This window comes from Achromobacter sp. ACM02, assembly GCF_014851605.1.
Lineage (GTDB): Bacteria > Pseudomonadota > Gammaproteobacteria > Burkholderiales > Burkholderiaceae_B > Achromobacter > Achromobacter aegrifaciens.
In genome coordinates this window covers 708,150-727,808 of record NZ_JACUZY010000002.1, presented here as the reverse complement: position 1 = coordinate 727,808, position 19,659 = coordinate 708,150, and the positions used below count along the sequence as shown (strand labels likewise).

Below are 19,659 nucleotides of genomic sequence, written 5' to 3'. Positions count from 1 at the left end.
ATCTGGGATTCCCGATGCGCGCGGCCTGCGCGCCTGGAGTCCGGATGCGCGTACTGCACTCGCTCAGAGCCCGTGTCGCAGCCAGCCTAGCAGGCATAGGCTCTCTGGTCGCTGCGGCCAGCGTGGCGATTTACGGCGCCTACGGCAAGCTCAACCGCGTGTCCGAACCCGTGTATGGCGCCGATATCTCGATCCAGACCGGCCAGTGGCAGGTGGTGCCGCGCCGGGCCTGGACCGCCTCCACGCCCAAGGTCTACGGCGTGCCGCTCAAGCCCGGCGCCACGGCGCTGGTGGTCGAGGCCGACCTCACCAACCGCACCGCCGAATCGAGCGCCGACTATCTCGGACTGCTGCGCTGGAATGCGCCGTTGGGTTCGGCTGCCGGCAAGCCCATGGTGGTCGGCCTGCGCGACTCCCAGCAAATGCCTTATCTGCAGCCCGGCCTGCCCGAGCGCATGGCCTTCGTCTGGATGCTGCCCCCCGCGGCCGCGGTTCCCATGCGCACCGCGCTCGCGGTGCAGAGCAAGATCTACAAGCCCGTCGACAACCTGTATGGCGCGCCGGGCTGGTTCAATCCCGCGAACGTGGGCCGGATCGAGTTGCCGATAGCCCCGGGCGGCGCGCCGGAGTCGGCCCCATGAGCGCGCGGCTGGGCACCCTGCTGCTGGTGCTGGCCGCCGCGCTGGCCCTGTACGCCATGCAGCGCACCACGCCCCGCTACATGGCGCTGACCGGCCCCATCACGGCAAGCGGCGCCATGGGACAGACGGTGAGCGCCAGGCTGTTCGACGTCACTGTGGAGCGCGTGCAGTTCGCGCAGCAGCTGAACTACAAGAGCCTGAGCGCCACGCAGACGCGCACGACGGGCGGCGTCTGGGCCATCGTCTGGCTGCGCCTGGCGGCACGGGACACGTCGGCCACGGTCGGCGAAGCCGCCTGGCTCGGACCCGGCGGCCTGGCCTACCGCCATACGGACCGCCTTGCCCTCGCGCGCAACCAGCCGCCCCACGCCTTGGAACCGGGCCTGCCGCGCACCGTGCGGCTGGTGTTCGAGATCCGGCCGGATCAGGCGCGCGGCGCCACGCTGCTGCTGTCCGCGCGCTATGACCCGCGCCTGGATTCGCAGGTGCGCATTACGCTGGACGACGTCCCGCTGGACGCCTCCGGCCGGCCCATCGCCGCCGCCAACCATGATCTGGAACAGGAGGCCGCCCCATGAACGATGCGGCCGCAAGCGAACGCCGCTGGCGCCGCCGCAGCCTGTGGCTGCTTCCTGTGCTGCTCGCGCTGACGCTGTACTGGAGCGGTCGCGACAGCGTGGCCCGCTGGCTCGCAGGCCGTGAATTGCAGCCGCGCGAAATCGCGGCGGGCGCGCAGGCGCCGCTGGGCGGCGCGCAATGGCAGCTGCGGCAATTCGCGGTACTGGAACCACCTGCCGGCAGGGGTTGGCAGCCCGGCTCGCGCGCCGCGCTGGCTGCTTTCTCCGTGCAGGTGCAATCTGCCGATCTGCCCACGCGCTGGCGCGGCTGCCGTATTGCGCTGCACGACGCGCAGGGACGCACCTGGCTGCCCGCCATCGCCCCGGCGCTGCGCCTGCCGCGCGGCACCGCACGCGGTTGCGTGGCCGCGGCCCACAGCGGCGCCGCACCCGGCGCCAGCGTCGAAATCATGGAAGCCTTCATGGTGCCCGCCGACGCAGCCGCGCCCTGGTCTATCACCGTCTCCATGGACGCCGAACGGCCTGCCTACCTGCGCTTCGCGCCGCCGGAGCCTGCCGGCTGACTCACGCTGCTGGCGCGGGCGCCGCGCTGCGCATCTTCCAGGGTGCGTAAGCGCATTCCAGCACGGCCGCAAGAAAGCAGATGCGCACGGGTTCGATCAGCAGGCCGGTGGAAGAATCGCGGAAGGGGCTGCCGAACAGCAGCGAAACGCCATGCGCCAGCACCTGCCAGGTATCCAGGTCGTGCGGACCGATCAGGCGCGCCGCGCCGTACCACAGCCACGCGGCGCCCCAGTCGATCAGGCGGTAGCCCACGATGAGCGTAACCAGCAGCAGCGCGCTGCTGTGAAAGGCCAGCCGCACGCCGCTGGCCAGCGGCAGATAGCGCTTGCGGTAGCCGGCCACGAAATGCTCGACGAAATCGCGCAGAAAACGCGGCACGGCGCGGTAGCGATCGCCCAGCCGTTGCAGCCGTTCATAGCGCCTGAGATCGGCATCGTCGCGCACGTCATAGCCATAGACCAGTGCGGCCATCACCAGCCATATCACCGGCAACAAGGCATAGAAGAACAGGCTGAGCAGCGCGGCGCCCAGGCCGCGCCCCTGCGCCTCCACGGGTGTCATGCCCGCCGCCCAGGCATTCGTGACGGGCGTCAGCATGTTCATCAGGGACTGCAACAACGCCTCCAGGCCACGCCGGTCGGCCAGCCACTGCCACGCCTGGTCCTTCCAGCGGCTGATGACGTACAAGCCGATCAGCACCCAGTTGGTTTCGCACAGCACCACCAGCCATTGCCAGCGCCCCTTGCCCGTGCGGTCGCGCGCCGTCACCGCCGCCTTGCGCACCAGCCAGGAAATCGCCACCGACACCAGCAGCCAGCGGGAATCCAGCGCGTCCAGCACATTGCCGTGCTCGCCCAGCGGATCCAGCCCATAAGCAAGGCGCGAGTATTGCCGCACGATGTCGCCCAGGAAACCCCAGGCGGCGTAGTAGGCGAAGAACGGCAACAAGGCCACGGTCAGCGCCCGCCCCAGACGTCCGTTGCTGCCGCCGGCCTCCGCCTGTCCGGCGCGCGCCGCTTCCTGTGCGCTTCGCAAGGCTGGCAGACCCGGTAACAGCACCAGGAACATGGCGACAGTGGTGACCAGCTGCGCCAGGGCCACCAGCGTAAGCACGGCCAGGCCGGCCAGATGGTTGGCGAAGCCGGTCTGCGCGGCCACCCACAGCAGCACATCGCGGGCCAGCGTGCCTGCCAGCACCAGCGCCATCAATTGCGGCCAGAACCGCAGCCACAGCCGGCCGGTGAGCGCCCATGGCGCGAGTACGGACTCGAGCATGCCTACACCCTGCAGTGCGCGGATTGAAGCGGACGATGTTAATGCCGCCCGGACGCGCGGAGTGTTACCGCTCGCCACGATTGCGCACAGGGTGTCAATATACGGATATGAGCACATTGACATTCCGCCCCGCCACCGCCGACGACGTCCCCGCCTGCCTGACGATCCGCGGCCAGACGAGAGAGAACGCATTTTCCGTGGAGGAACTGCACGCATTGGGCATCACCGAGGACAGCTGGGCCGCTGGCGTGCGCTCGGGTGACCTGCCCGGCTTCGTCGCCTGCGCGCACGGCCGGGTGACAGGCTACTGCTTCGGCGACCGCGAGACCGGCGAAATCGTGGTGCTGGCGCTGCTGCCCGAAAGCGAGAACCAAGGCGCGGGCAAGACGCTGCTGCAACTGGTGGTCCGCCATCTGGCCAGCCTGGGACACGAACGCCTGTTCCTGGCATGCGCCAGCGATCCCGCCGTGCGCTCCCATGGCTTCTACCGCCACTTGGGGTGGACGCCCACCGGGGAGCGCGACGAGGCCGGCGACGACATCCTGGAACTGTCGATCAGATAGTTTCCAGGCGCCAGCCTTCCCTGCCCGCAACCAGCCGGTGCGTCAGGTCCAGACGCTCCATGAACGCGTCGTCATGGGACACCACGACCAAGGCGCCCCGGTAGGCGCGCAGCATCGCCTCCAATGCCTGCATCGAATGCAGATCCAGGTGATTGCTGGGTTCATCCAGCAACAGCAATTGCGCGGGCGGGTCGGCGTACAGCGCGCAGGCCAGCGCGGCCTTCAGGCGCTCTCCCCCGCTGAGCTCGCCGCTGGGCGCCGCGATCTTGCGCGCGTCCAGCCCCAGTTGGGCCAGGCGCGTGCGCAAGTCGGCTTGCGTCGCGCTGCGATTGGCCGCCTGCAACTGCTCCAGCACCGGCCGCTGCGGCGCCAGCATGGCCAATCCCTGGTCCAGATACACGGCCTTTGCCGCGACCCGGCAGGTTCCGCCCGGTGCCTGCAGCTGTCCCGCCAGCACCTTGAGCAAGGTCGACTTGCCGCAACCATTCGGACCGACCACGCCCACCCGTTGCTGCCCGCCCAGCGCAAGGTCGATGCGGCGCGTGGCGGCCGGAACAAACGGCAGCTCCACTGCATCCAGTTCGGCGACGCGCCGCTGCGCCGGCATCGCGGCGGGCGGCGCATGCAGCACGATGGCGTCCTGGTCGTCGACCTGCGCGGCCGCCTCGCGCACGCGCAAGGCAAGCCGCTCGCTGGCCGCCGCATGCTGGTGGCGCAGCTTGCCCGCGGAAGTTTCACTGCGCGCCTTCTGCCGGCCCAGCAGGATCTTGGCCTGATTGGCGTCGCGTGCCTGACGGTTGCCGCGCGCCTGGCGGCGTTCCTGGCGTTCGTGCTGTTCGCGCAGGGCCTGTTCCTCGCGTTGGCGCTCATGCTTGCGCTGCTCCAGCAGCGACAGCGCATTGCTCCGTTCCTCTTCCTTGCGCTGCGCGTAAAAGCTGTAGCCGCCCCCGTACCCGCGCAGTCCTAGCGTCGACAATTCCACGATGCGCTGCATCGCCTCCAGCAATTGCCGGTCGTGGCTGATCACCAGCAAACCGCGCGGCCAGCGTTGCAGCTGCTCGGCCAGGGCCTGCCGGTTCGGCCTGTCCAGATGGTTGGTGGGTTCGTCCAGGATCAGGAAGTCGGCGTCCGACAGCAACGCGCCGATCAAGGCGACACGCATGGCCTCGCCGCCGCTGAGCGCGGCGGCCGGCGTCGCCGCATCCAGATGGCCCAGGCCGCAGCGTTCCAGCTCCTGCTGCAACGCGAGGCGCGCCCCCCAGCGCTCGCCCACGATGTCGAAGTCCTCGGCGGCGGCGCTGCCCGCTTCGATGCGCTCCAGCGCAGCCAGCGTGGCCTGCATGCCCGCCAGGCCGCCCACGGTTTCCGCCACGTCGGGCGCCGCCTGCTGGGCCAGGTAATGCACGCTGCCCGAGCGCAGGCAGCGGCCGCGGGCCGGCGGCAGCTGCCCGGCAAGAATGCGGGCCAGCACGCTCTTGCCCACGCCATTGCGGCCTACCAGCCCGGTAGGCCGCAGGTCGAACTGTTCGTCGAGACCGGAGAATAGCGTTCTGCCGTCCGGCAGAACATAAGACACGCCTTCCAGCGCGATATAGGGATTCGTCATGTGCAATTCCAAGGATGCCAAGAACTCCCCCTGCTCTTTGGGGGTGGGTGGAGACTGGCCGTCGCGTAGACGGCGGCATCAGTGGCGCATGGCGAATGACTCCTGGTGAGGTGATGAATACCGCATTGTAATGGGGATCACCGCCTGACCTGGGCATCCTGCTCGATCGTGGCGAGCAGAACGCGCCTGAGGGCGCTGGTCAGGTGGCTGCGCGCCTCGTTCTCGAACAGCCCGACGGTGCGCTGCGCGGAGGGATCATCGAAGTAAGCCACGCGCAGCCGCGGATCCTCCTCCCAATGCGCCGCGCGCGTCAGCGGAACAATGGTCACGCCGACATCCTGGTGCACCAGTTCAACCATGGTCCGCAGCGAATTGATTTCCAGGTACTCGCCAAACTTCAGGTGATTCCTGCGGACGAAGGCATCGATCAGCGCCCCCGTGTGCGTGTCGCGCGAAGGCCGCAGGAAGAGCCGCCGCGCCATCAGGCTGGCCACGTCCGCCTTGCCCGCCGCCTGACGGTTGGCGATGAACACAAAGGGTTCTGTGTAGAGCGGCGTCCATTGCGTGCCCGAAGGCAGCTTGTGGGCATTTTTGACCGCCAGCGCCGCGTCCAGCTCCCCTGCCCGCACGCGCAGCGACAGGTCGCCGGAAAAACTGATCACCGGCTGCACGTTCAGCTTGGGATGCGAGTCCCGCAGGGTCAGTACGGCGCGCGCAAGGAACGCCATGGACGTGCCCACCGACCCCACATCGATGGAACCCACCAGCTCGTCGCCGGCCGGGCCGTCGCGCAGGTCGTCGTACACCGCCAGCAGTTGCTCCGCGCGCGGCAACAGCCGGTGTCCGCCTTCGCTCAGCGACACGATCTTGCCGCTGCGGTCGAACAGGGTGACGCCCAAGTCGTCTTCCAGCGCGCGCATCTGCAGGCTGACCGCGGCCGGCGTCAGCGACACCCGTTCCGACGCCGCGGCGAAAGACCCGCTGCGCGCCACGGCGACGAAGGTGCGGAAGAAGCGGATCGAGCTCATCGGGTGGGCGCCATATCGGTAAGAAGAACTTTATATATCACAAAGTAATTTTAGTTTTACTTCTTTATGACAGGACGTCAAAGTTACGTCGTCCCGCAGCCGAGCTGGCATAGCGGCCCCGTCAACCGTATCGTCACCATCGCGCTGCCGCGGCAGGCGCCGGGACGTGAGCTACGAGCCCCCTATGCTTCGCTTCGCACTCTCGCGCATCGGAATGGCCATACCGACACTGCTGATCGTGTCCGTCGCCGTTTTCGTGCTGATCCGCATGATCCCGGGCGATCCGGCCCAACTGCTGCTGGGCGACCTTGCCGACCCCGCCAGCCTGGAAGAACTGCGCCAGCGCATGGGCCTGGACCTATCCTGGCCCGCGCAATTCGCCTTGTGGTTCGGCGACCTGCTGCAGGGCGACCTGGGGAAATCCATTACCACCGGCCAGGCCGTGCTGTCCCTGGTCTGGGACCGCTTCCTGGTCAGCGCCCCCATCGTGCTGGCCGCCGTGGCGGCCGCCGCCCTGGTCGCGGTGCCGGCCGGCATCATCGCCGCCTGGCGCCAGAATCGTGCCACCGATATCGCGCTGGTCGGCATGGCCACGCTGCTGGTTTCCATCCCCACCTTCTGGCTGGGCCTGCTGCTGTTGCTGCTGCTGGGACTGAAGCTGGAATGGCTGCCGGTCGTGGGCTACGTGTCGGTGTCGGAGGACGCGGTCGCCGGCCTGCTGTACCTGGCCATGCCCATCCTGACGCTGTTCCTGCACGAGATCGGCGTGCTGATGCGCATGGCGCGCGCCAGCGCCCTGGAGGTCCTGCGCCTGGATTACGTAACCCATGCCCGCGCCAAGGGCCTGAGCGAGCGCGCGGTACTGACCCATCACGTATTCAAGAATTCCTTCGGCCCCACCTGGACCCTGATCGGCCTGGTGCTCGGCAATCTGCTGGGCGGCATCGCGGTGGTCGAGACCGTGTTCACCATACCCGGCCTGGGCCGCCTGCTGGTCGATTCCATCTTCGCCCGCGACTACCCGGTGATCCAGGGTTGCCTGCTGTTCGTCGCGGTCATCTACGTGCTGGTCAACCTGTTCGTCGACCTGCTCTATCCCGCCTTCGATCCCCGCGTTGGAGCGGAGTAAACCGCCATGCAACTGACTACAGCCATCAATCCCGTGAAACCGCGGCGCCGCCGCCTGCCCGCCAATGCGGCCATCGGCGGGGTCATCATCGCCATCGTCGTGGGCGCCGCCCTCATCGGCGCCGTCTGGACCCCGCGCGACCCGCTGGGCATCAGCTTCGCGTCCCGGCTCAAGCCGCCAGGCGCCCAGTTCTGGCTGGGCACCGATGAATTCGGCCGCGACGTGCTCAGCCGCCTGATGGTGGGCGCCTCGACCAGCGTCTGGATCAGCCTCTTGACCGTTTCGTTCTCCATCGTGCTGGGCACCGCCATCGGCGTGCTGACCGGCTTCGTGCGCGGCTGGACCGACCGCATCATCATGGCCTTCAACAACGCCCTGCTGGCCTTTCCCGGCCTGCTGCTGGCGCTGGGCCTGCTGGCGGTGGTAGGCGCCAACAAGTACGGCATCATCCTGGCGCTGGGGCTGGCCTATACGCCTTCGGTGACGCGGATCGTGCGCGGCACGGTGCTGTCGCTACGCGAGAAGGAGTTCATCGAATCCTCGCGCGTGCTGGGCAATTCCGAGCTCTACACAATGTTCCGCCACGTGCTGCCCAACTGCGTCGCGCCGCTGACGGTTCTGGCGACTTCCATGTTCGGCTGGGTCATCCTGGCCGAAAGCGCCCTGTCCTTCCTGGGACTGGGCGTGCCGCCTCCCGCGCCGACCTGGGGCAACATGCTGGCCTCGGCCCGTCCGTTCATGGCGCAGGCGACGTATCTCAGCATCTTCCCCGGCATCTGCATTTCGCTCACGCTGCTGGGCATCAACCTGCTGGGCGACGCCGTGCGCGACCGCCTGGATCCGCGCATGCGTACGGGTGAATGACATGACGACCAAGCATATGGACGCCGGCGCGACGCTGGCAGAGGTGAACGGCCTGACGCTGACCGTGGGCGCGGGCGGCCGGGAAATCGTCAAGCGGGTCAGCTTCTCCATCAAGCCCGGGGAACTGGTCGGCATCGTCGGCGAATCGGGCAGCGGCAAGACCCAGGCGGCGCGCGCCTTGCTGGGCCTGACGCCGCCGCCGCTGGTGCGCGCGGCGGGCTCGATAACATTCGAAGGCAAGTCGCTGACCGACGCCCGCCCCGCCACCCTGCGCAAGCTGCGCGGAGCGCGCATCGGCATGGTCTTCCAGGAGCCGATGACCTCGCTCAATCCTTCCATGAAGATCGGCCGCCAGCTCGATGAAGGTCTGGCGCTGCACCGCAAGGACCTGTCCGCCGCCGCCCGCAAGCAGCGGATACTGGAGATGCTGGCGCGCGTCGGCCTGCGCGACCCCGCGGCTGCGCTGGACGCCTGGCCCCATGAATTCTCCGGCGGCATGCGCCAGCGCATGATGCTGGCCGCCGTCATGCTGCTGGAACCCGCCTTGCTGGTGGCCGACGAACCCACCACGGCATTGGACGCCGTGGTGCAGCGCGACGTGCTGGAACTGATGCTGGAGCTGACCCGCGCCCGCAATACGGCCGTGCTGATGATCAGCCACGACCTGCCCATGGTCGCCAAGTACACCGAGCGCATGATCGTGATGCGCCACGGCGAGATCGTGGAAACAGGCACCACCCAGCAGATCCTGGACCGTCCCGCGCATCCGTACACGCGGCAATTGCTGGCGGCCATGCCCATGCGCGGCCCCGCCCGTCCCATTCCGACCGAGGCGCCCATCGTCGACGTGCGCCAGCTGCTGGTGGACTACGCCGGCCGCCAGCGGCTGTTCGGCCGCACCCAGGCCAAGCGCGCCCTGCACGGCATCGACCTGCAGATCCGGCCGCGCGAGGTGGTGGCGGTGGTGGGCGGATCGGGTTCCGGCAAGACCACGCTGGGCCGGGCCATCGCGGGGCTGCTGGCCCCCACGGACGGCGGCATCTACTTCCGCGGCAAGCCCATTGCGCAGACGGGCGCCGCCTGGAACGACTACCGCCTGAACTGCCAGATGGTGTTCCAGGATCCCTATTCCTCCTTGAATCCGCGCATGACGGTCGGCGAGCTCACGGCCGAAGGCTTGCGCCAGGTGGACGGCATGACGGCGGCGCAGAAGGCCGAACGCGTCCAGACCGTGCTGACCGAGGTCGGGCTGGGCCCGGAGTACGCCAGGCGCTACCCGCATGAATTGTCCGGCGGCCAGCGCCAGCGCGTGGCGATAGCCCGCGCCATCGTACGGCGCCCCGCCTTCGTGATCGCGGACGAGCCGGTTTCGGCACTGGACGTGACCGTGCGTGCGCAGGTGCTCAAGCTGTTTGCCGAATTGCAGCAACGCCACGGCTTTTCCTGTCTGTTCATCAGCCACGACCTGGGCGTGGTCGAGCAGGTGGCAGACCGCGTGGTCGTGATGCAGGACGGCCAGATCGTCGAACAGGGCCTGCGCGACCAGATCTTCGACGCGCCCCAGCATCCCTACACGCGCAAACTGCTGTCGGCCATTCCGGCCCTGGAGGCCAACGACAGCGGCGGCGTACGCCTGAAATGGCGGTTCGACCAATGACGCCCGCAGCCCCCCAGGCATAGGAACAGACATGGAAGCGCAAGCCTACTTTCCGCTGGTCGAGGTGGCCGGCACGCCTTACCAGCGCGGACTGCAGCACGGACGCCTGGCCGCCGCGCGCGTGCGGCGCAGCGCCGGGATCTACGCCCGTGCGCTGCAAGAGCTGCGGTACTCGCCCGCGGACCTGCGCCGGCTCATCGCGAACTTCTCGCGCGCCGTCGAGGATTTCGAGCCTGCCTACCTGGACGAGATGCGCGGCATCGCCGAGGGCGCCGGCGTTTCCTTCGAAGACGTGCTGATGATCAACGCCCGCACCGAGATCGTGGCCCAGGCCCGGCGCGCGCAGCTTGCCGGTTCTGCCGCGGTGGCAAGCGACGAATGCACCGGCGCTGCCATCCTGCCTGCCCGCAGCGCCAACGGCAGCTTCCTGCAAGGCCAGAACTGGGACAACCGCCAGGACTGCGCCGACACCATCATCATCCTGCGCGTGCTGCGCGACGACGGCCCCGACGTGCTTACCTTCGTTGAAGCCGGCGGCCTGGCGCGCTATGGCATGAACTCGGCCGGGTTGACCCTGAACGGCAACGGCATGTCCTCCAGCCGCGACTACCAGCAGGACGGCGTACCCCTGCCGCTGGTGCGCCGCAAGGCCCTGGAACAAGAGCACTACGCGCTGGCCCTGCAGATCGTCACCGGCACGCCTAAAGCGTGTTCGTGCAACCTGATCCTGGGCACGCAACTGGGCCTGGCGCTGAGCCTGGAATGCGCGCCCGACGAGACCTTCCTGGTCTATCCCGAGGACGGCCTGCTGGTCCACGCCAACCATTGGACCAGCCCCGTGGCGCTGGGCAAGCTGAAAGAGACGGGCATCGCCAGCTCGCCGGAAAGCCTCTACCGCGACCAGCGCGTGCGCCAGCGCCTGTCCGCCGCGGGCAACAAGCTCGGCGTGCAGGACCTGAAGGCCGCCTTCGCCGATACCCACGCCACTCCCTTTTCCGTCTGCCGGCCGGGGCGCGTCAGCGCCCAGGGCTATGCATCCTGCACCACCGCGACGCTGATCATGGAACCCGCGGCTGGCGTGCTGGAGGTCGCGCGCATGCCCTGGCAGGGCGCCACCTACGCCCGCTATACGGTGGAACGCGGATCCTCCCCTTCCTTCTGAACGTCTTCCGGCTGCAAACCGCTCACAACAAGGACCCATCATGAAACGACCTCTGTATGCGTACACCGCCCTGGCCGCCCTCCTGACGGCCGCCGCGCCCGCAATCGGCGCCACCGTGCTGCGCGCCCACCAGGACGCGGACATCCGCAGCAGCGATCCGGGCGTCAACCGCGACGCCAATACCGATGGGGTGATCCTGCACGTGGTTGAAGGACTGGTCGGCTACAACGCGAAGGGCCAGCCCGCCCCCTTGCTGGCCGAGAAGATCGACGTATCCGAAGACGGCAAGACCTACACCTTCCACCTGCGCCAGGGCGTGACCTTCCACAACGGCGCGCCCCTGACCGCGGACGATGTGGTCTGGAGCTGGAATCGCTACATGGATCCCAAGACGGGCTGGCGCTGCCTGACCGACTTCGATGGCCGCATCGGCCTGAAGGTGGAAAGCGCCGCCGCCACCGATCCCGCCACCGTCGTGTTCAAGCTGGACCGGGCCGCGCCGCTGTTTCTCGATTCGCTGGCGCGCAGCGATTGCGGCATGACGGCCATCACCCATCGCGACTCCGTCAAGCCCGATGGCACCTGGGACAAGCCCATCGGCACCGGCCCGTTCCGCTTCGCGGAGTGGCGCCGCCGCGAATACGTGAGCCTGACGCGCTTCGAGAACTACGCCAACCGGCCGGGCAAGCCCGACGGCTATGTGGGTTCCAAGCGCCCGCTGGTCGACGAAGTGCGCTTTGTCGTGATCTCCGACCCGGCGACGGCCAAGACCGCCCTGGCCAGCGGGGCTATCGACGTGATGTCCAAGGTGCCGTATTCAGAGGTCGCTGAATTGGCGCAGAACAAGGCCATCAGCACCAATGTCTCGCCCCAGTTGGCGCCTTCCACGCTGACGATCCAGACGCGCGACAAGCTGCTGTCCAATCCCTATCTGCGCCAGGCCATCGCCGCGGCGCTGAACTACAAGGAACTGGTGGCCGGCGTGACCTACGGCCTGACCGAGCCCAACAACTCGCTCGTCCCCGTAGCTTCGCCCTACTATGGCGAAGCCGAAAAGCAGGGGTTCGTCTACGACCTGGCGCGCGCCAAGGCGCTGCTCGCCAAGGCCGGCTACAAGGGCGAGAAAATCGTCATTTCGACCAACAAGCGCAATCTGCCGAACTACGACGCGGCCGTGATCACACAGGCAATGCTGCAGCAGGCCGGAATCAACGCCGACATCGAGGTGCTGGAATGGGGCGCCCAGCAGGACAAGTGGCAGAAAGGCAATTACCAGATGATGTCGTTCTCGTACTCCAGCCGCATGGACCCCGCCCTGAACTTCGAGGCCGTCACCGGCGACAAGAGTTCCCAGCCGCGCAAGCTGTGGGACGACCCCGCTGCCCGCGCGCTGCTGGAAAAGGCCACCAACGCCACGGCGCCCGCCGAACGGCAGGCCTTGCTGGATCAACTGCACCGGCTGATGCTGGAGCAGGTCCCCATCATTCCCCTGTTCAATACCTTGAGCACGGGCGCATACCGCAAGAACGTCCAGGGCTTCGAATCGTCGATCTTCGGCGCGCCGCTGCTCTGGGAAGTCTCGAAGGCCGACTAGGAACGCCACCATGAATCAAACCCTGTATCTGCTGGGCGACATCAACCTCAAGGGTGTGGATGACGCCAGCGGCCTGTTCGACCGCGTCAGCCAGCCGCTGCGGCAAGCGGACCTGGTGTTCGCCAACCTGGAATGCTGCCTGTACGACCTGCCCGAGCACGCCCAGGAGCGGCGCGGCTTCTATACCTCCCCCCGCCACGCGCAGGTCCTGCGCGACGCCGGCCTGCAGGCGGTGGGCAACGCCAACAATGTCAACATCGGCCATGAAGCGGTGCTGTCCTCGCTGGCGGCCTTGCGGAACGCTTCCCTGTCCAGCGTGGGCGCCGGTGCGAACGCCAGTGCCGCCCGCGCTCCGCTGATCGAGGTACGCGACGGCGTGCGCTACGGCTTCCTGCAGCGCACCGCCGTGTACTGGCCGGACAACCATGAAGCCACCGCGCACCATGCCGGCGTCGCCATCATCCGCGGCCATACCGCCTACCGGCCGCGGCTGGAAATGCAGGCGGCGCGCACGCGCCCCGGCGTGCCGCCCGAAGTGCTGACCTGTGCCGATCCGGAGTCGCTCGCGCAATTCCGGGCCGACGTGGCGGCGCTGCGGGAACAGGCGGACGTCGTGATCGCCTCGCTGCACTGGGGCTACCGGCGCGAGGTGCTGCAGTACCAGCGCGAGTACGCGCATGCGGCCGTCGAGGCCGGCGCCGACATCGTGCTGGGACATGGCCCCCACATGATCCTGCCGATCGAACTGCATCGCGGCAGGCCCATTCTTTATGGCAGCGGCAATTTCTCCTTCCAGGTCGCCCACCAGGCGGACGCGCATACGGAGTGGACCGGCATGACGGTTCGCGTCGACATCCGCGACAAGCGCCCCGCCGCCATGCAGTTCCGTTTCGTGCAGCGCAACGACGCCAACCAGACCGTATTCCTGCCCGCGTCCGACGTGGCCCAAGAACGCGACCTGCTGATCCGCGCATCCGCCGCGCTGGGCGCGGACCTGCACGCCGACGGCGATGCCCTGCTGCTGGACCTGACCGGCCACACCGCCTCCTGAACATCCGTCTCCCCCATTTGATGCTCCCATGAAATACGCCCCGTTTCCCCTAGTCTCGATCTCCGGCGCCCCCTTTGAACGCGGCGTGCAGTACGGCCGCGCCGTGCCCGAACGCATTGCCCGCAGCGCGCGGCACTATCGCGGCGAACTCGACAAGATCGGCACTTCCATGGCCGCCCAGGCTGCCCTGATCAAGGAGTTCGCAGACCAGATCCAGAAGTTCGACCCCGCGCATACCGAAGAAATGCGCGGCATCGCGCAAGGCGCGGGCTGCGCCTTCGACGACGTAGCCCTGATCAACGCCCGCACCGAAGTCATCGCCAAAGCGCGGCTGCTGGCCAAGATGGGCAACCTGGACCCCGCCGAGGGCGAATGCACCGCCGCCCTGGTCATGCCCGGGCGCAGCGCGACAGGCACGCTGATCCATGCGCACAACTGGGACTGGGAACCCGACGCCTGCGACAGCACCATCGTGCTGCGCGCCACCCTGGAAAGCGGCATCACCTTCCTGACGCTGGTGGAGGCCGGCGGCCTGGCGCGGCACGGCTTCAACTCGGCCGGCATCGGCCTGACCGGCAACTATCTCAGCAGCGACCGCGACTACACGCAGTCCGGCGTGCCGCTGAGCAGCGTGCGGCGCGCGGTGCTCTGCCAGCAGCACGTCGCCATCGCCATGCAGCTGATCGCCGCCACGCCCAAGGCCTGCTCCAGCAACATGATCGTCAGCCAGAACGGCTGGGTGATCGACTTCGAATGCGCGCCCGACGAGAGCTTCACCTTGCTGCCGCAGGACGGCCTCTTGACCCATTCCAACCATTTCATGAGCGAAGTCGCGCTGGGCAAGCTGCGCGAAGCGGGCCTGAAGAATGCCGTGGACACCTATTACCGGGCCTGGCGCGTGCGCCAGTTGCTGGACGCCTGCGGCCCCCGGATCACGGTGCCAGACGTGCGGCGCGCCCTGGCGGACGACTGGGCCACGCCCTATTCCGTCTGCCGCCCGCCGCGCGGCACGCTGACTGGAGGCCGCTCGGCCACCGTCGCCACCCTGGTGCTGGACACCGCAGGACTCACAATGGATATCGCCGCCATGCCGTCGTTCGGGCAGTTCTTCACCCGCTATGGCCTGGAGGGCGAGGCCTATCCGATCGACTGAACGGGTTGGGCCATGAGCGCATGTTTTTCATGCGCATCGCCGGCGCGAAGGAATATTGCCGGGGCCCGCCTTGCAAATCCTGGACGAGATCGGGACGCTGGCGCGGGCAAGCGCTCTCAAAATGCGCAGGACCGTCATCCCACCAGCGCTTCCAGTTCCTTGGAGGCAGAACGCGAAACGCGCTGCCCTTCCTTTGCCGCGTTGACCTGCAAGGCCACGCGCGCCACGTCCATGACTTGTTCGACCTGCGGATAGCCGCCCTTGGCCTGCAACCAGGCCAGCACGTCCGCCAGGTGCCAGATCGAGGTACTGCCCTCATGGACCGGCAGCGGAAAGCTGTCTGGATACGCCAGCATCAGTTTGCGCATGTTCTGGCGCGAGACGCCGACGATCTCGGCCACATCAGTCAGGCCCACCAGATCGGGTGCGGCCTCGATCAGCTTGGCGGTTGGAACCGCGCGCCTGACGTCTGCCAGCGCCGAGCGCATGGCGGATTCCGCGCTTTCAGCCTCGCGGGTGAACTCCAGCGCGATGCGTCCCGGCAGCCCGGTGCCGACCAGGGCATCGTCGCAACCGGCCGCACCCAGGCGTTCGACCAACGCATCCATGTCATGGTCGCCGTCGGCAAGCTGGTACTTCAAGGTGAAGGTGTATTCCATCGCACTACTCCCATGCGCCGCCGTCAGCCCTAGGCAAGTGGCGGTGCGCAGTACAGTTATTTACGACGCGCAGCAAGGCGCGCGCATGATTGCCGGGGTTCTTCGGGGTGCTCCAGATGCTGGTGATGCAGAATTCGCCGCAGCGGCAGTCCGCCAGATTGCTGGGGCAATAGATCCGCCCCCATGCGTGGCTACCGCCAACTTCCACACGCCAGCCGCATTCTTCGGCATGGTGCAGTGCTGCCTCGACCTCTTTTTTGGGATGGGACGGACGAGCCATCATTGGTATCCAGTATGAAGACATAAGAATAGGTTGTCAATAGACAACCAAGCCACAGCTTCAGGGGATGCCAACAGCGTCGGGCGTCGTGAACGAACGGCGTTCTTTGCGCCATGGCCGCCGGCCCTGAAAGCCGACATTGCAGCTTATCGAGGGCGCTCGCGGGAACCAAGGCGGAATCCGTCTGAGAAACGGACGAAAAGGCTGGAATGGCTTGCGGGTTCTACCATCGCGGCCCATCACCGGGCCGCGCGCTCACCAAAGGATGATCTGCGAACAACGGAACAGCGACAGCTTGCGGCCGCTTGCGTCGACCACGGTCGCCGACCAGACCTGGGTCGTGCGCCCCATGTGCTCCGCCACCGCCTCTACGGTCAGCACGCCTTCCCGGGCGGTGCCCAGGAAGTTCGATTTCAGCTCCAGCGTGGTGAAGCCCTTGGCCCCTTCGGGCAGATGCGCCAGGGTGGCGTAACCGGCGCAGGTATCGGCCAGCATCACCTGCGAGGCTGCGTGCAGATAACCGTTGGGCGCCATCATCCACGGCGCCACCGTCATTTCCATGGACATGCGCCCTTCCTCGATTGACAGCGGCCGCACGCCGAAGGTGTCAGGCAACGTGCCGCGTTGCCGTTCGAAGAGACTTTCTATGGTTTCGGGAGAGCGCAGCATTGCGTTTGTCCTTTGTACAGGTTGTCGAGAATCAGGAAAGTACTACCGCTGGCGCTTGCCCGCCATCAACGCAGCGCACGCAAGCACAGAAGCGCCAGCCAACACCCCGCCCAATATCAGCGTGGGGCTGCCGCCCGCCAGGCTGGCCAACGCCGTCATGCCACCCGCGCAAGCCATCTGCAGGCCGCCCAGCAGCGCGGACGCCAGCCCGGCCTGCCGGCTGAAGGGTCCCAGCGCCAGCGCAGTGCCCAGCGGATTGACCAGTCCCATGCCGAACAGATACAGCGCCACGGCGGCCGTGAACTGCGACAGGCCGCTATCTTCGCCGCCCGCCAGCAAGGTCAGCGCGCCCGCCAGCGCCACCGCGCAGCCAGATCGCGCCACCCTGGCCGCGCCAAAGCGGTGAGCCAGGCGCGGCGCCAGCATGCCGGCGGCGAACACCACAAACACCGTGCAGGCGAAGAACAATCCCAACTGCAGCGCGCTCAGACCGAGGCGCCCCATGAGCATGGCTGGCGTGGCTGCAAAAATGGCATACAGACCGCCGATGACCACGCTCACGGCAGACGCCGGACCGATGAACCGGACATCCCGCGCCAAGTCCGCATAGCCGCGCAGCACGGCAGCGGGCGTCGCCGCAGCGCGCCGGTCGGCCGGATGCGTCTCCCCCACCGTCGCCACATAGGCCAGCGCCAGAACAAGCCCCAGCACCGCGACCAGCGCAAAGCTCGCGCGCCAGCCCGGCCCGTACTCCATCGCGCTGCCCAGCAGAGGCGAAAAGCCCGGCGCGGCGGCCATGGCCACCATGGTCAAGGCCAGGGTGCGCGATAGCGCTTCGCCTTCGAACAGGTCGCGCGCGATGGCCCGCGACAGCACCGAGGCCGCGCATACGCCCAGCGCCTGCACCACCCTGCCCGCCACCAGCAGCGGCAAGGTCGACGCCCACACGCAGACCAGGCTGCCAGCGATGAACAGGACCAGTCCACCCACCACCGGAGCGCGCCGTCCCCAGCGGTCCGACAGCGGCCCGACGAACAATTGCCCGATGGCGAAGGCCAGGAAAAAGCTCGACAGCACCAGTCCCATATCGCGGGCGTCCACGCCCAGTTCGGTTGCCATGCTGGGAAACGCCGGCAGGATAATGTTGGTGGACAGCGCGCCCAAGGCCGCCATGCCGGCAAGCACGGCCAGCAGGCGCCCGGTCAGGCGCGCAGGCGCCGCACTGCCCGGCGCCGCAGCGGAGATGGCGGTGTCCATGGTTCAGACCGCGGCCGTGTAGCGTTGTGCAACGGCGCTGCTGGACAGATGGGGCGCCATGGCCAGGCGCGCGGCCTCGTAGGCGTCCCATTCCTCGCCAGCATGCAGCGAGGGAATGGTGACCTTCTCGCCGCGCGCGAAGCCCAGCAAGGCGGCGTCGACCAGGTCTTCGGCGCGCATCACGATGCGCTGGTCCAATGTTTCCACCGGCCGCCCGCCGATGGCCCAGAAGTCCGTGGCCGTGGCGCCGGGCAGCACAGCCTGGACCTGCACGCCAGTCCCGGCCAGCTCGTGTTGCAGCGACTGGCTGAACGCCAGCACGAATGCCTTGCTGCCGCCATAGACGCCATTAAGGACTTCGGGCGCAAGCGCCACGACGGAAGCGATATTGATGATGGCGCCCCGGCCTCGCGCGACAAAGCCCGGAACCGCCGCATAGGTCAGCCGCATCGGCGCGGTGACGTTCAGGTCGACCATGCGCGTCATCTGCTCCACGTCGCTTTGCAGCAGCGGCGTATGCGTGCCGATGCCGGCGTTGTTCACCAGCAAGGTAATGCTGGCGTCCTGGCGCAGCTGCTCTTCGACGCGGGCCAGCGACGCGCGGTCGCCCAGGTCCGCCGCCAATACCTCCACCGCGCGGCCGCTGCGGGTGCTGATGACGCTGGCCAGCGCGTTCAGGCGTTCGCGGTTGCGCGCGACCAGGATCAGGTCGTAGCCCTGCTGCGCGAGCTTTTCCGCGTACAGCGCGCCGATGCCGCTGGATGCGCCCGTAACGAGGGCAGTGCCGGGTTGGGTTTGTGCCATGGTGAGACTCCGTAGGGGTGATTGCGATGGAAGCCATATTGCGGCTTGCAGCCCATGGCGTAAATGACGTATATAGTCATAAATAAGGACATTGACGCAGGACATACGCGGGGCCATAGCCCGCAAGGACGCTCCCATGCACCGCATCGGTTACATACTTCCCGAAGGCTTCCAGATCATCGGCCTGGGCACGCAGGCCGTGTTCGAACTCGCCAATGTGGTGGCGCGCGAGCCCTTCTACGCGGTGGAGAGCTACGCCCTGGATGGCGCGGTGCGCGCCTCGGCTGGCCTGACGGTACAGGCCCGTCCGCTCACCGTCCGCAGCCAGGCCGACACCTGGCTGGTGGCCGGCGTGCTTTCGCCCCTGTCCAGGCCCGTCGCGCCCGAACTCCCCCGGCTGCTGGAAAAACTCGCGCCCCGCTCGCGCCGCGTCGCCGGCCTGTGCACCGGCGCGTTCCTGCTGGCCGACGCCGGCCTGCTGGACGACCGGCGCGCCACCACGCACTGGTACTGGGCCGACGCCTTGCAGCAGCGCCATCCGCGCGCGCGGGTCGAGGCCGACCGCATCTACATCGCCGACGGGACGGTCTGGACCTCCGCCGGCATGACCGCGGAAATGGACCTGGCCTTGGCGCTGGTGGAAAAAGACCTGGGCGCGGATATCGCGCGCGCGGTGGCGCACCGGCTGGTCATGCATCAGCGCCGCTCGGGCGGCCAGTCGCAGCACTCGGAAATGCTCAGGCTCGCGCCCAAGTCCGACCGCATCCAGCAGGCGCTGGAACATGCCCGCCGCAACCTCGCCCGCCCCTTGAGCGTGGAGGATCTGGCCCAGGCCGCCAGCCTGAGCCCGCGCCAGTTCAGCCGCGTATTCACGGCCGAGACCGGCCAGTCGCCCGCCAAGGCCATCGAGGGGCTGCGGCTGGAAGCTGCCCGGCTGATGATAGAAAGCAGCCGGCATCCGCTGGAAGTCGTGGCCAGGGAAACCGGTTTTCGCGACCGCCGCCACCTGCGCGAGGCTTTTCTGCGCGGCTTCGGCATGCCGCCCCAGGCGGTGCGGCGCGACGCGCGGACCAGCCCTCCCGGCCCCTGACCGGCGCCAGATACCCCGCGGCCCCCTGCCTGCGG

Annotated in this window: 20 protein-coding genes; 12 read left to right on the top strand and 8 right to left on the bottom strand. The window is 67.8% G+C overall.

All coding sequences use genetic code 11. The features are described 5' to 3' along the window. Nucleotides 1-44 precede the first annotated feature (44 nt). The 3 genes from IB258_RS08195 to IB258_RS08185 are packed head-to-tail and all read left to right on the top strand — an operon-like array spanning nt 45 to nt 1,782. A complete protein-coding gene (locus IB258_RS08195) occupies nt 45-641 on the top strand; it encodes a hypothetical protein (protein ID WP_192352414.1) in 597 nt (198 codons plus the stop codon). Next, nucleotides 638-1,219, top strand: a complete 582-nt coding sequence (locus tag IB258_RS08190; protein WP_175181309.1) for a hypothetical protein — start codon at nt 638-640, stop codon at nt 1,217-1,219. Before IB258_RS08195 ends, IB258_RS08190 begins: the two co-directional genes overlap by 4 nt. Beyond that, entirely contained in the window at nt 1,216-1,782 is a 567-nt protein-coding gene (locus IB258_RS08185) for a hypothetical protein (RefSeq protein ID WP_192328245.1), read from the top strand. Before IB258_RS08190 ends, IB258_RS08185 begins: the two co-directional genes overlap by 4 nt. Before the next feature lies 1 nt (nt 1,783). Here IB258_RS08185 and IB258_RS08180 read toward each other — a convergent pair whose 3' ends face one another. Then, the gene (locus tag IB258_RS08180; protein WP_192352413.1) at nt 1,784-3,058 is read right to left on the bottom strand and encodes a hypothetical protein; all 1,275 of its coding nucleotides are present in this window, start codon (nt 3,056-3,058) and stop codon (nt 1,784-1,786) included. Between the two features lie 107 nt (nt 3,059-3,165). On the opposite strand from IB258_RS08180, the gene IB258_RS08175 reads away from it, so the two are divergent. Next, entirely contained in the window at nt 3,166-3,621 is a 456-nt protein-coding gene (locus tag IB258_RS08175) for a GNAT family N-acetyltransferase (RefSeq protein WP_175161441.1), read from the top strand. Here IB258_RS08175 and IB258_RS08170 read toward each other — a convergent pair. Together IB258_RS08170 and IB258_RS08165 are read right to left on the bottom strand one after the other, a co-directional pair. Then, a complete protein-coding gene (locus IB258_RS08170; RefSeq protein ID WP_192352412.1) occupies nt 3,614-5,227 on the bottom strand; it encodes an ATP-binding cassette domain-containing protein in 1,614 nt (537 codons plus the stop codon). The genes IB258_RS08175 and IB258_RS08170 overlap by 8 nt on opposite strands. A gap of 137 nt (nt 5,228-5,364) precedes the next feature. Further along, nucleotides 5,365-6,255, bottom strand: a complete 891-nt coding sequence (locus IB258_RS08165) for a LysR family transcriptional regulator (RefSeq protein WP_054456360.1) — start codon at nt 6,253-6,255, stop codon at nt 5,365-5,367. 184 nt (nt 6,256-6,439) lie between these two features. Between IB258_RS08165 and IB258_RS08160 the strand changes: the two genes are divergently transcribed. Genes IB258_RS08160 through IB258_RS08130 form a run of 7 tightly spaced genes read left to right on the top strand, consistent with a single transcriptional unit; the run spans nt 6,440 to nt 14,865 of the window. Further along, nucleotides 6,440-7,384: an ABC transporter permease gene (locus tag IB258_RS08160; RefSeq protein ID WP_054456359.1), complete on the top strand. Its 945-nt coding sequence runs from the start codon at nt 6,440-6,442 to the stop codon at nt 7,382-7,384. A gap of 6 nt (nt 7,385-7,390) precedes the next feature. Further along, nucleotides 7,391-8,248 (top strand): ABC transporter permease, encoded by an 858-nt coding sequence (locus IB258_RS08155; RefSeq protein ID WP_054456358.1) that lies wholly within the window; start codon nt 7,391-7,393, stop codon nt 8,246-8,248. Between the two features lies 1 nt (nt 8,249). Then, nucleotides 8,250-9,905, top strand: coding sequence for an ABC transporter ATP-binding protein (locus IB258_RS08150; protein WP_054456357.1), 1,656 nt, complete (start codon nt 8,250-8,252; stop codon nt 9,903-9,905). A 31-nt stretch (nt 9,906-9,936) separates the two neighbouring features. Further along, on the top strand, nt 9,937-11,067 hold the full coding sequence (locus IB258_RS08145) for a C45 family peptidase (protein ID WP_119451374.1): 1,131 nt from the start codon (nt 9,937-9,939) through the stop codon (nt 11,065-11,067). Nucleotides 11,068-11,107: 40 nt separating this feature from the next. After that, on the top strand, nt 11,108-12,661 hold the full coding sequence (locus IB258_RS08140) for an ABC transporter substrate-binding protein (protein ID WP_192352411.1): 1,554 nt from the start codon (nt 11,108-11,110) through the stop codon (nt 12,659-12,661). A gap of 10 nt (nt 12,662-12,671) precedes the next feature. Then, nucleotides 12,672-13,712 carry a CapA family protein gene (locus IB258_RS08135; RefSeq protein WP_192352410.1) on the top strand — a complete coding sequence of 347 codons (1,041 nt, stop codon included), beginning with the start codon at nt 12,672-12,674 and terminating at the stop codon, nt 13,710-13,712. A gap of 28 nt (nt 13,713-13,740) precedes the next feature. Then, nucleotides 13,741-14,865 carry a C45 family peptidase gene (locus tag IB258_RS08130; protein ID WP_192352409.1) on the top strand — a complete coding sequence of 375 codons (1,125 nt, stop codon included), beginning with the start codon at nt 13,741-13,743 and terminating at the stop codon, nt 14,863-14,865. 134 nt (nt 14,866-14,999) lie between these two features. Here IB258_RS08130 and IB258_RS08125 read toward each other — a convergent pair whose 3' ends face one another. From IB258_RS08125 to IB258_RS08110, 5 genes are all read right to left on the bottom strand, one after another. Next, nucleotides 15,000-15,524, bottom strand: a complete 525-nt coding sequence (locus IB258_RS08125; RefSeq protein ID WP_175161449.1) for an AlpA family transcriptional regulator — start codon at nt 15,522-15,524, stop codon at nt 15,000-15,002. A 4-nt stretch (nt 15,525-15,528) separates the two neighbouring features. Next, nucleotides 15,529-15,804: a hypothetical protein gene (locus IB258_RS30350; protein ID WP_082401177.1), complete on the bottom strand. Its 276-nt coding sequence runs from the start codon at nt 15,802-15,804 to the stop codon at nt 15,529-15,531. Nucleotides 15,805-16,059: 255 nt separating this feature from the next. After that, nucleotides 16,060-16,473, bottom strand: a complete 414-nt coding sequence (locus IB258_RS08120; protein WP_054456351.1) for a PaaI family thioesterase — start codon at nt 16,471-16,473, stop codon at nt 16,060-16,062. Between the two features lie 42 nt (nt 16,474-16,515). Then, nucleotides 16,516-17,730 carry a multidrug effflux MFS transporter gene (locus IB258_RS08115; RefSeq protein WP_192352408.1) on the bottom strand — a complete coding sequence of 405 codons (1,215 nt, stop codon included), beginning with the start codon at nt 17,728-17,730 and terminating at the stop codon, nt 16,516-16,518. Nucleotides 17,731-17,733: 3 nt separating this feature from the next. Beyond that, on the bottom strand, nt 17,734-18,534 hold the full coding sequence (locus tag IB258_RS08110; protein WP_175213555.1) for an SDR family oxidoreductase: 801 nt from the start codon (nt 18,532-18,534) through the stop codon (nt 17,734-17,736). Nucleotides 18,535-18,670: 136 nt separating this feature from the next. On the opposite strand from IB258_RS08110, the gene IB258_RS08105 reads away from it, so the two are divergent. Continuing rightward, nucleotides 18,671-19,624, top strand: coding sequence for a GlxA family transcriptional regulator (locus IB258_RS08105; RefSeq protein ID WP_054456348.1), 954 nt, complete (start codon nt 18,671-18,673; stop codon nt 19,622-19,624). Nucleotides 19,625-19,659 lie beyond the last annotated feature (35 nt).

What these genes read in the sequence shown, in the direction of transcription:
- IB258_RS08140 (WP_192352411.1), top strand. Translation starts at nt 11,108, where the DNA reads ATGAAACGACCTCTGTATGCGTACACCGCCCTGGCCGCCCTCCTGACG.
- IB258_RS08115 (WP_192352408.1), bottom strand. Translation starts at nt 17,730, where the DNA reads ATGGACACCGCCATCTCCGCTGCGGCGCCGGGCAGTGCGGCGCCTGCG.
- IB258_RS08135 (WP_192352410.1), top strand. Translation starts at nt 12,672, where the DNA reads ATGAATCAAACCCTGTATCTGCTGGGCGACATCAACCTCAAGGGTGTG.
- IB258_RS08160 (WP_054456359.1), top strand. Translation starts at nt 6,440, where the DNA reads ATGCTTCGCTTCGCACTCTCGCGCATCGGAATGGCCATACCGACACTG.
- IB258_RS30350 (WP_082401177.1), bottom strand. Translation starts at nt 15,804, where the DNA reads ATGGCTCGTCCGTCCCATCCCAAAAAAGAGGTCGAGGCAGCACTGCAC.
- IB258_RS08165 (WP_054456360.1), bottom strand. Translation starts at nt 6,255, where the DNA reads ATGAGCTCGATCCGCTTCTTCCGCACCTTCGTCGCCGTGGCGCGCAGC.
- IB258_RS08195 (WP_192352414.1), top strand. Translation starts at nt 45, where the DNA reads ATGCGCGTACTGCACTCGCTCAGAGCCCGTGTCGCAGCCAGCCTAGCA.
- IB258_RS08120 (WP_054456351.1), bottom strand. Translation starts at nt 16,473, where the DNA reads ATGCTGCGCTCTCCCGAAACCATAGAAAGTCTCTTCGAACGGCAACGC.
- IB258_RS08155 (WP_054456358.1), top strand. Translation starts at nt 7,391, where the DNA reads ATGCAACTGACTACAGCCATCAATCCCGTGAAACCGCGGCGCCGCCGC.
- IB258_RS08105 (WP_054456348.1), top strand. Translation starts at nt 18,671, where the DNA reads ATGCACCGCATCGGTTACATACTTCCCGAAGGCTTCCAGATCATCGGC.
- IB258_RS08180 (WP_192352413.1), bottom strand. Translation starts at nt 3,058, where the DNA reads ATGCTCGAGTCCGTACTCGCGCCATGGGCGCTCACCGGCCGGCTGTGG.
- IB258_RS08145 (WP_119451374.1), top strand. Translation starts at nt 9,937, where the DNA reads ATGGAAGCGCAAGCCTACTTTCCGCTGGTCGAGGTGGCCGGCACGCCT.
- IB258_RS08190 (WP_175181309.1), top strand. Translation starts at nt 638, where the DNA reads ATGAGCGCGCGGCTGGGCACCCTGCTGCTGGTGCTGGCCGCCGCGCTG.
- IB258_RS08125 (WP_175161449.1), bottom strand. Translation starts at nt 15,524, where the DNA reads ATGGAATACACCTTCACCTTGAAGTACCAGCTTGCCGACGGCGACCAT.
- IB258_RS08175 (WP_175161441.1), top strand. Translation starts at nt 3,166, where the DNA reads ATGAGCACATTGACATTCCGCCCCGCCACCGCCGACGACGTCCCCGCC.
- IB258_RS08170 (WP_192352412.1), bottom strand. Translation starts at nt 5,227, where the DNA reads ATGACGAATCCCTATATCGCGCTGGAAGGCGTGTCTTATGTTCTGCCG.
- IB258_RS08130 (WP_192352409.1), top strand. Translation starts at nt 13,741, where the DNA reads ATGAAATACGCCCCGTTTCCCCTAGTCTCGATCTCCGGCGCCCCCTTT.
- IB258_RS08150 (WP_054456357.1), top strand. Translation starts at nt 8,250, where the DNA reads ATGACGACCAAGCATATGGACGCCGGCGCGACGCTGGCAGAGGTGAAC.
- IB258_RS08185 (WP_192328245.1), top strand. Translation starts at nt 1,216, where the DNA reads ATGAACGATGCGGCCGCAAGCGAACGCCGCTGGCGCCGCCGCAGCCTG.
- IB258_RS08110 (WP_175213555.1), bottom strand. Translation starts at nt 18,534, where the DNA reads ATGGCACAAACCCAACCCGGCACTGCCCTCGTTACGGGCGCATCCAGC.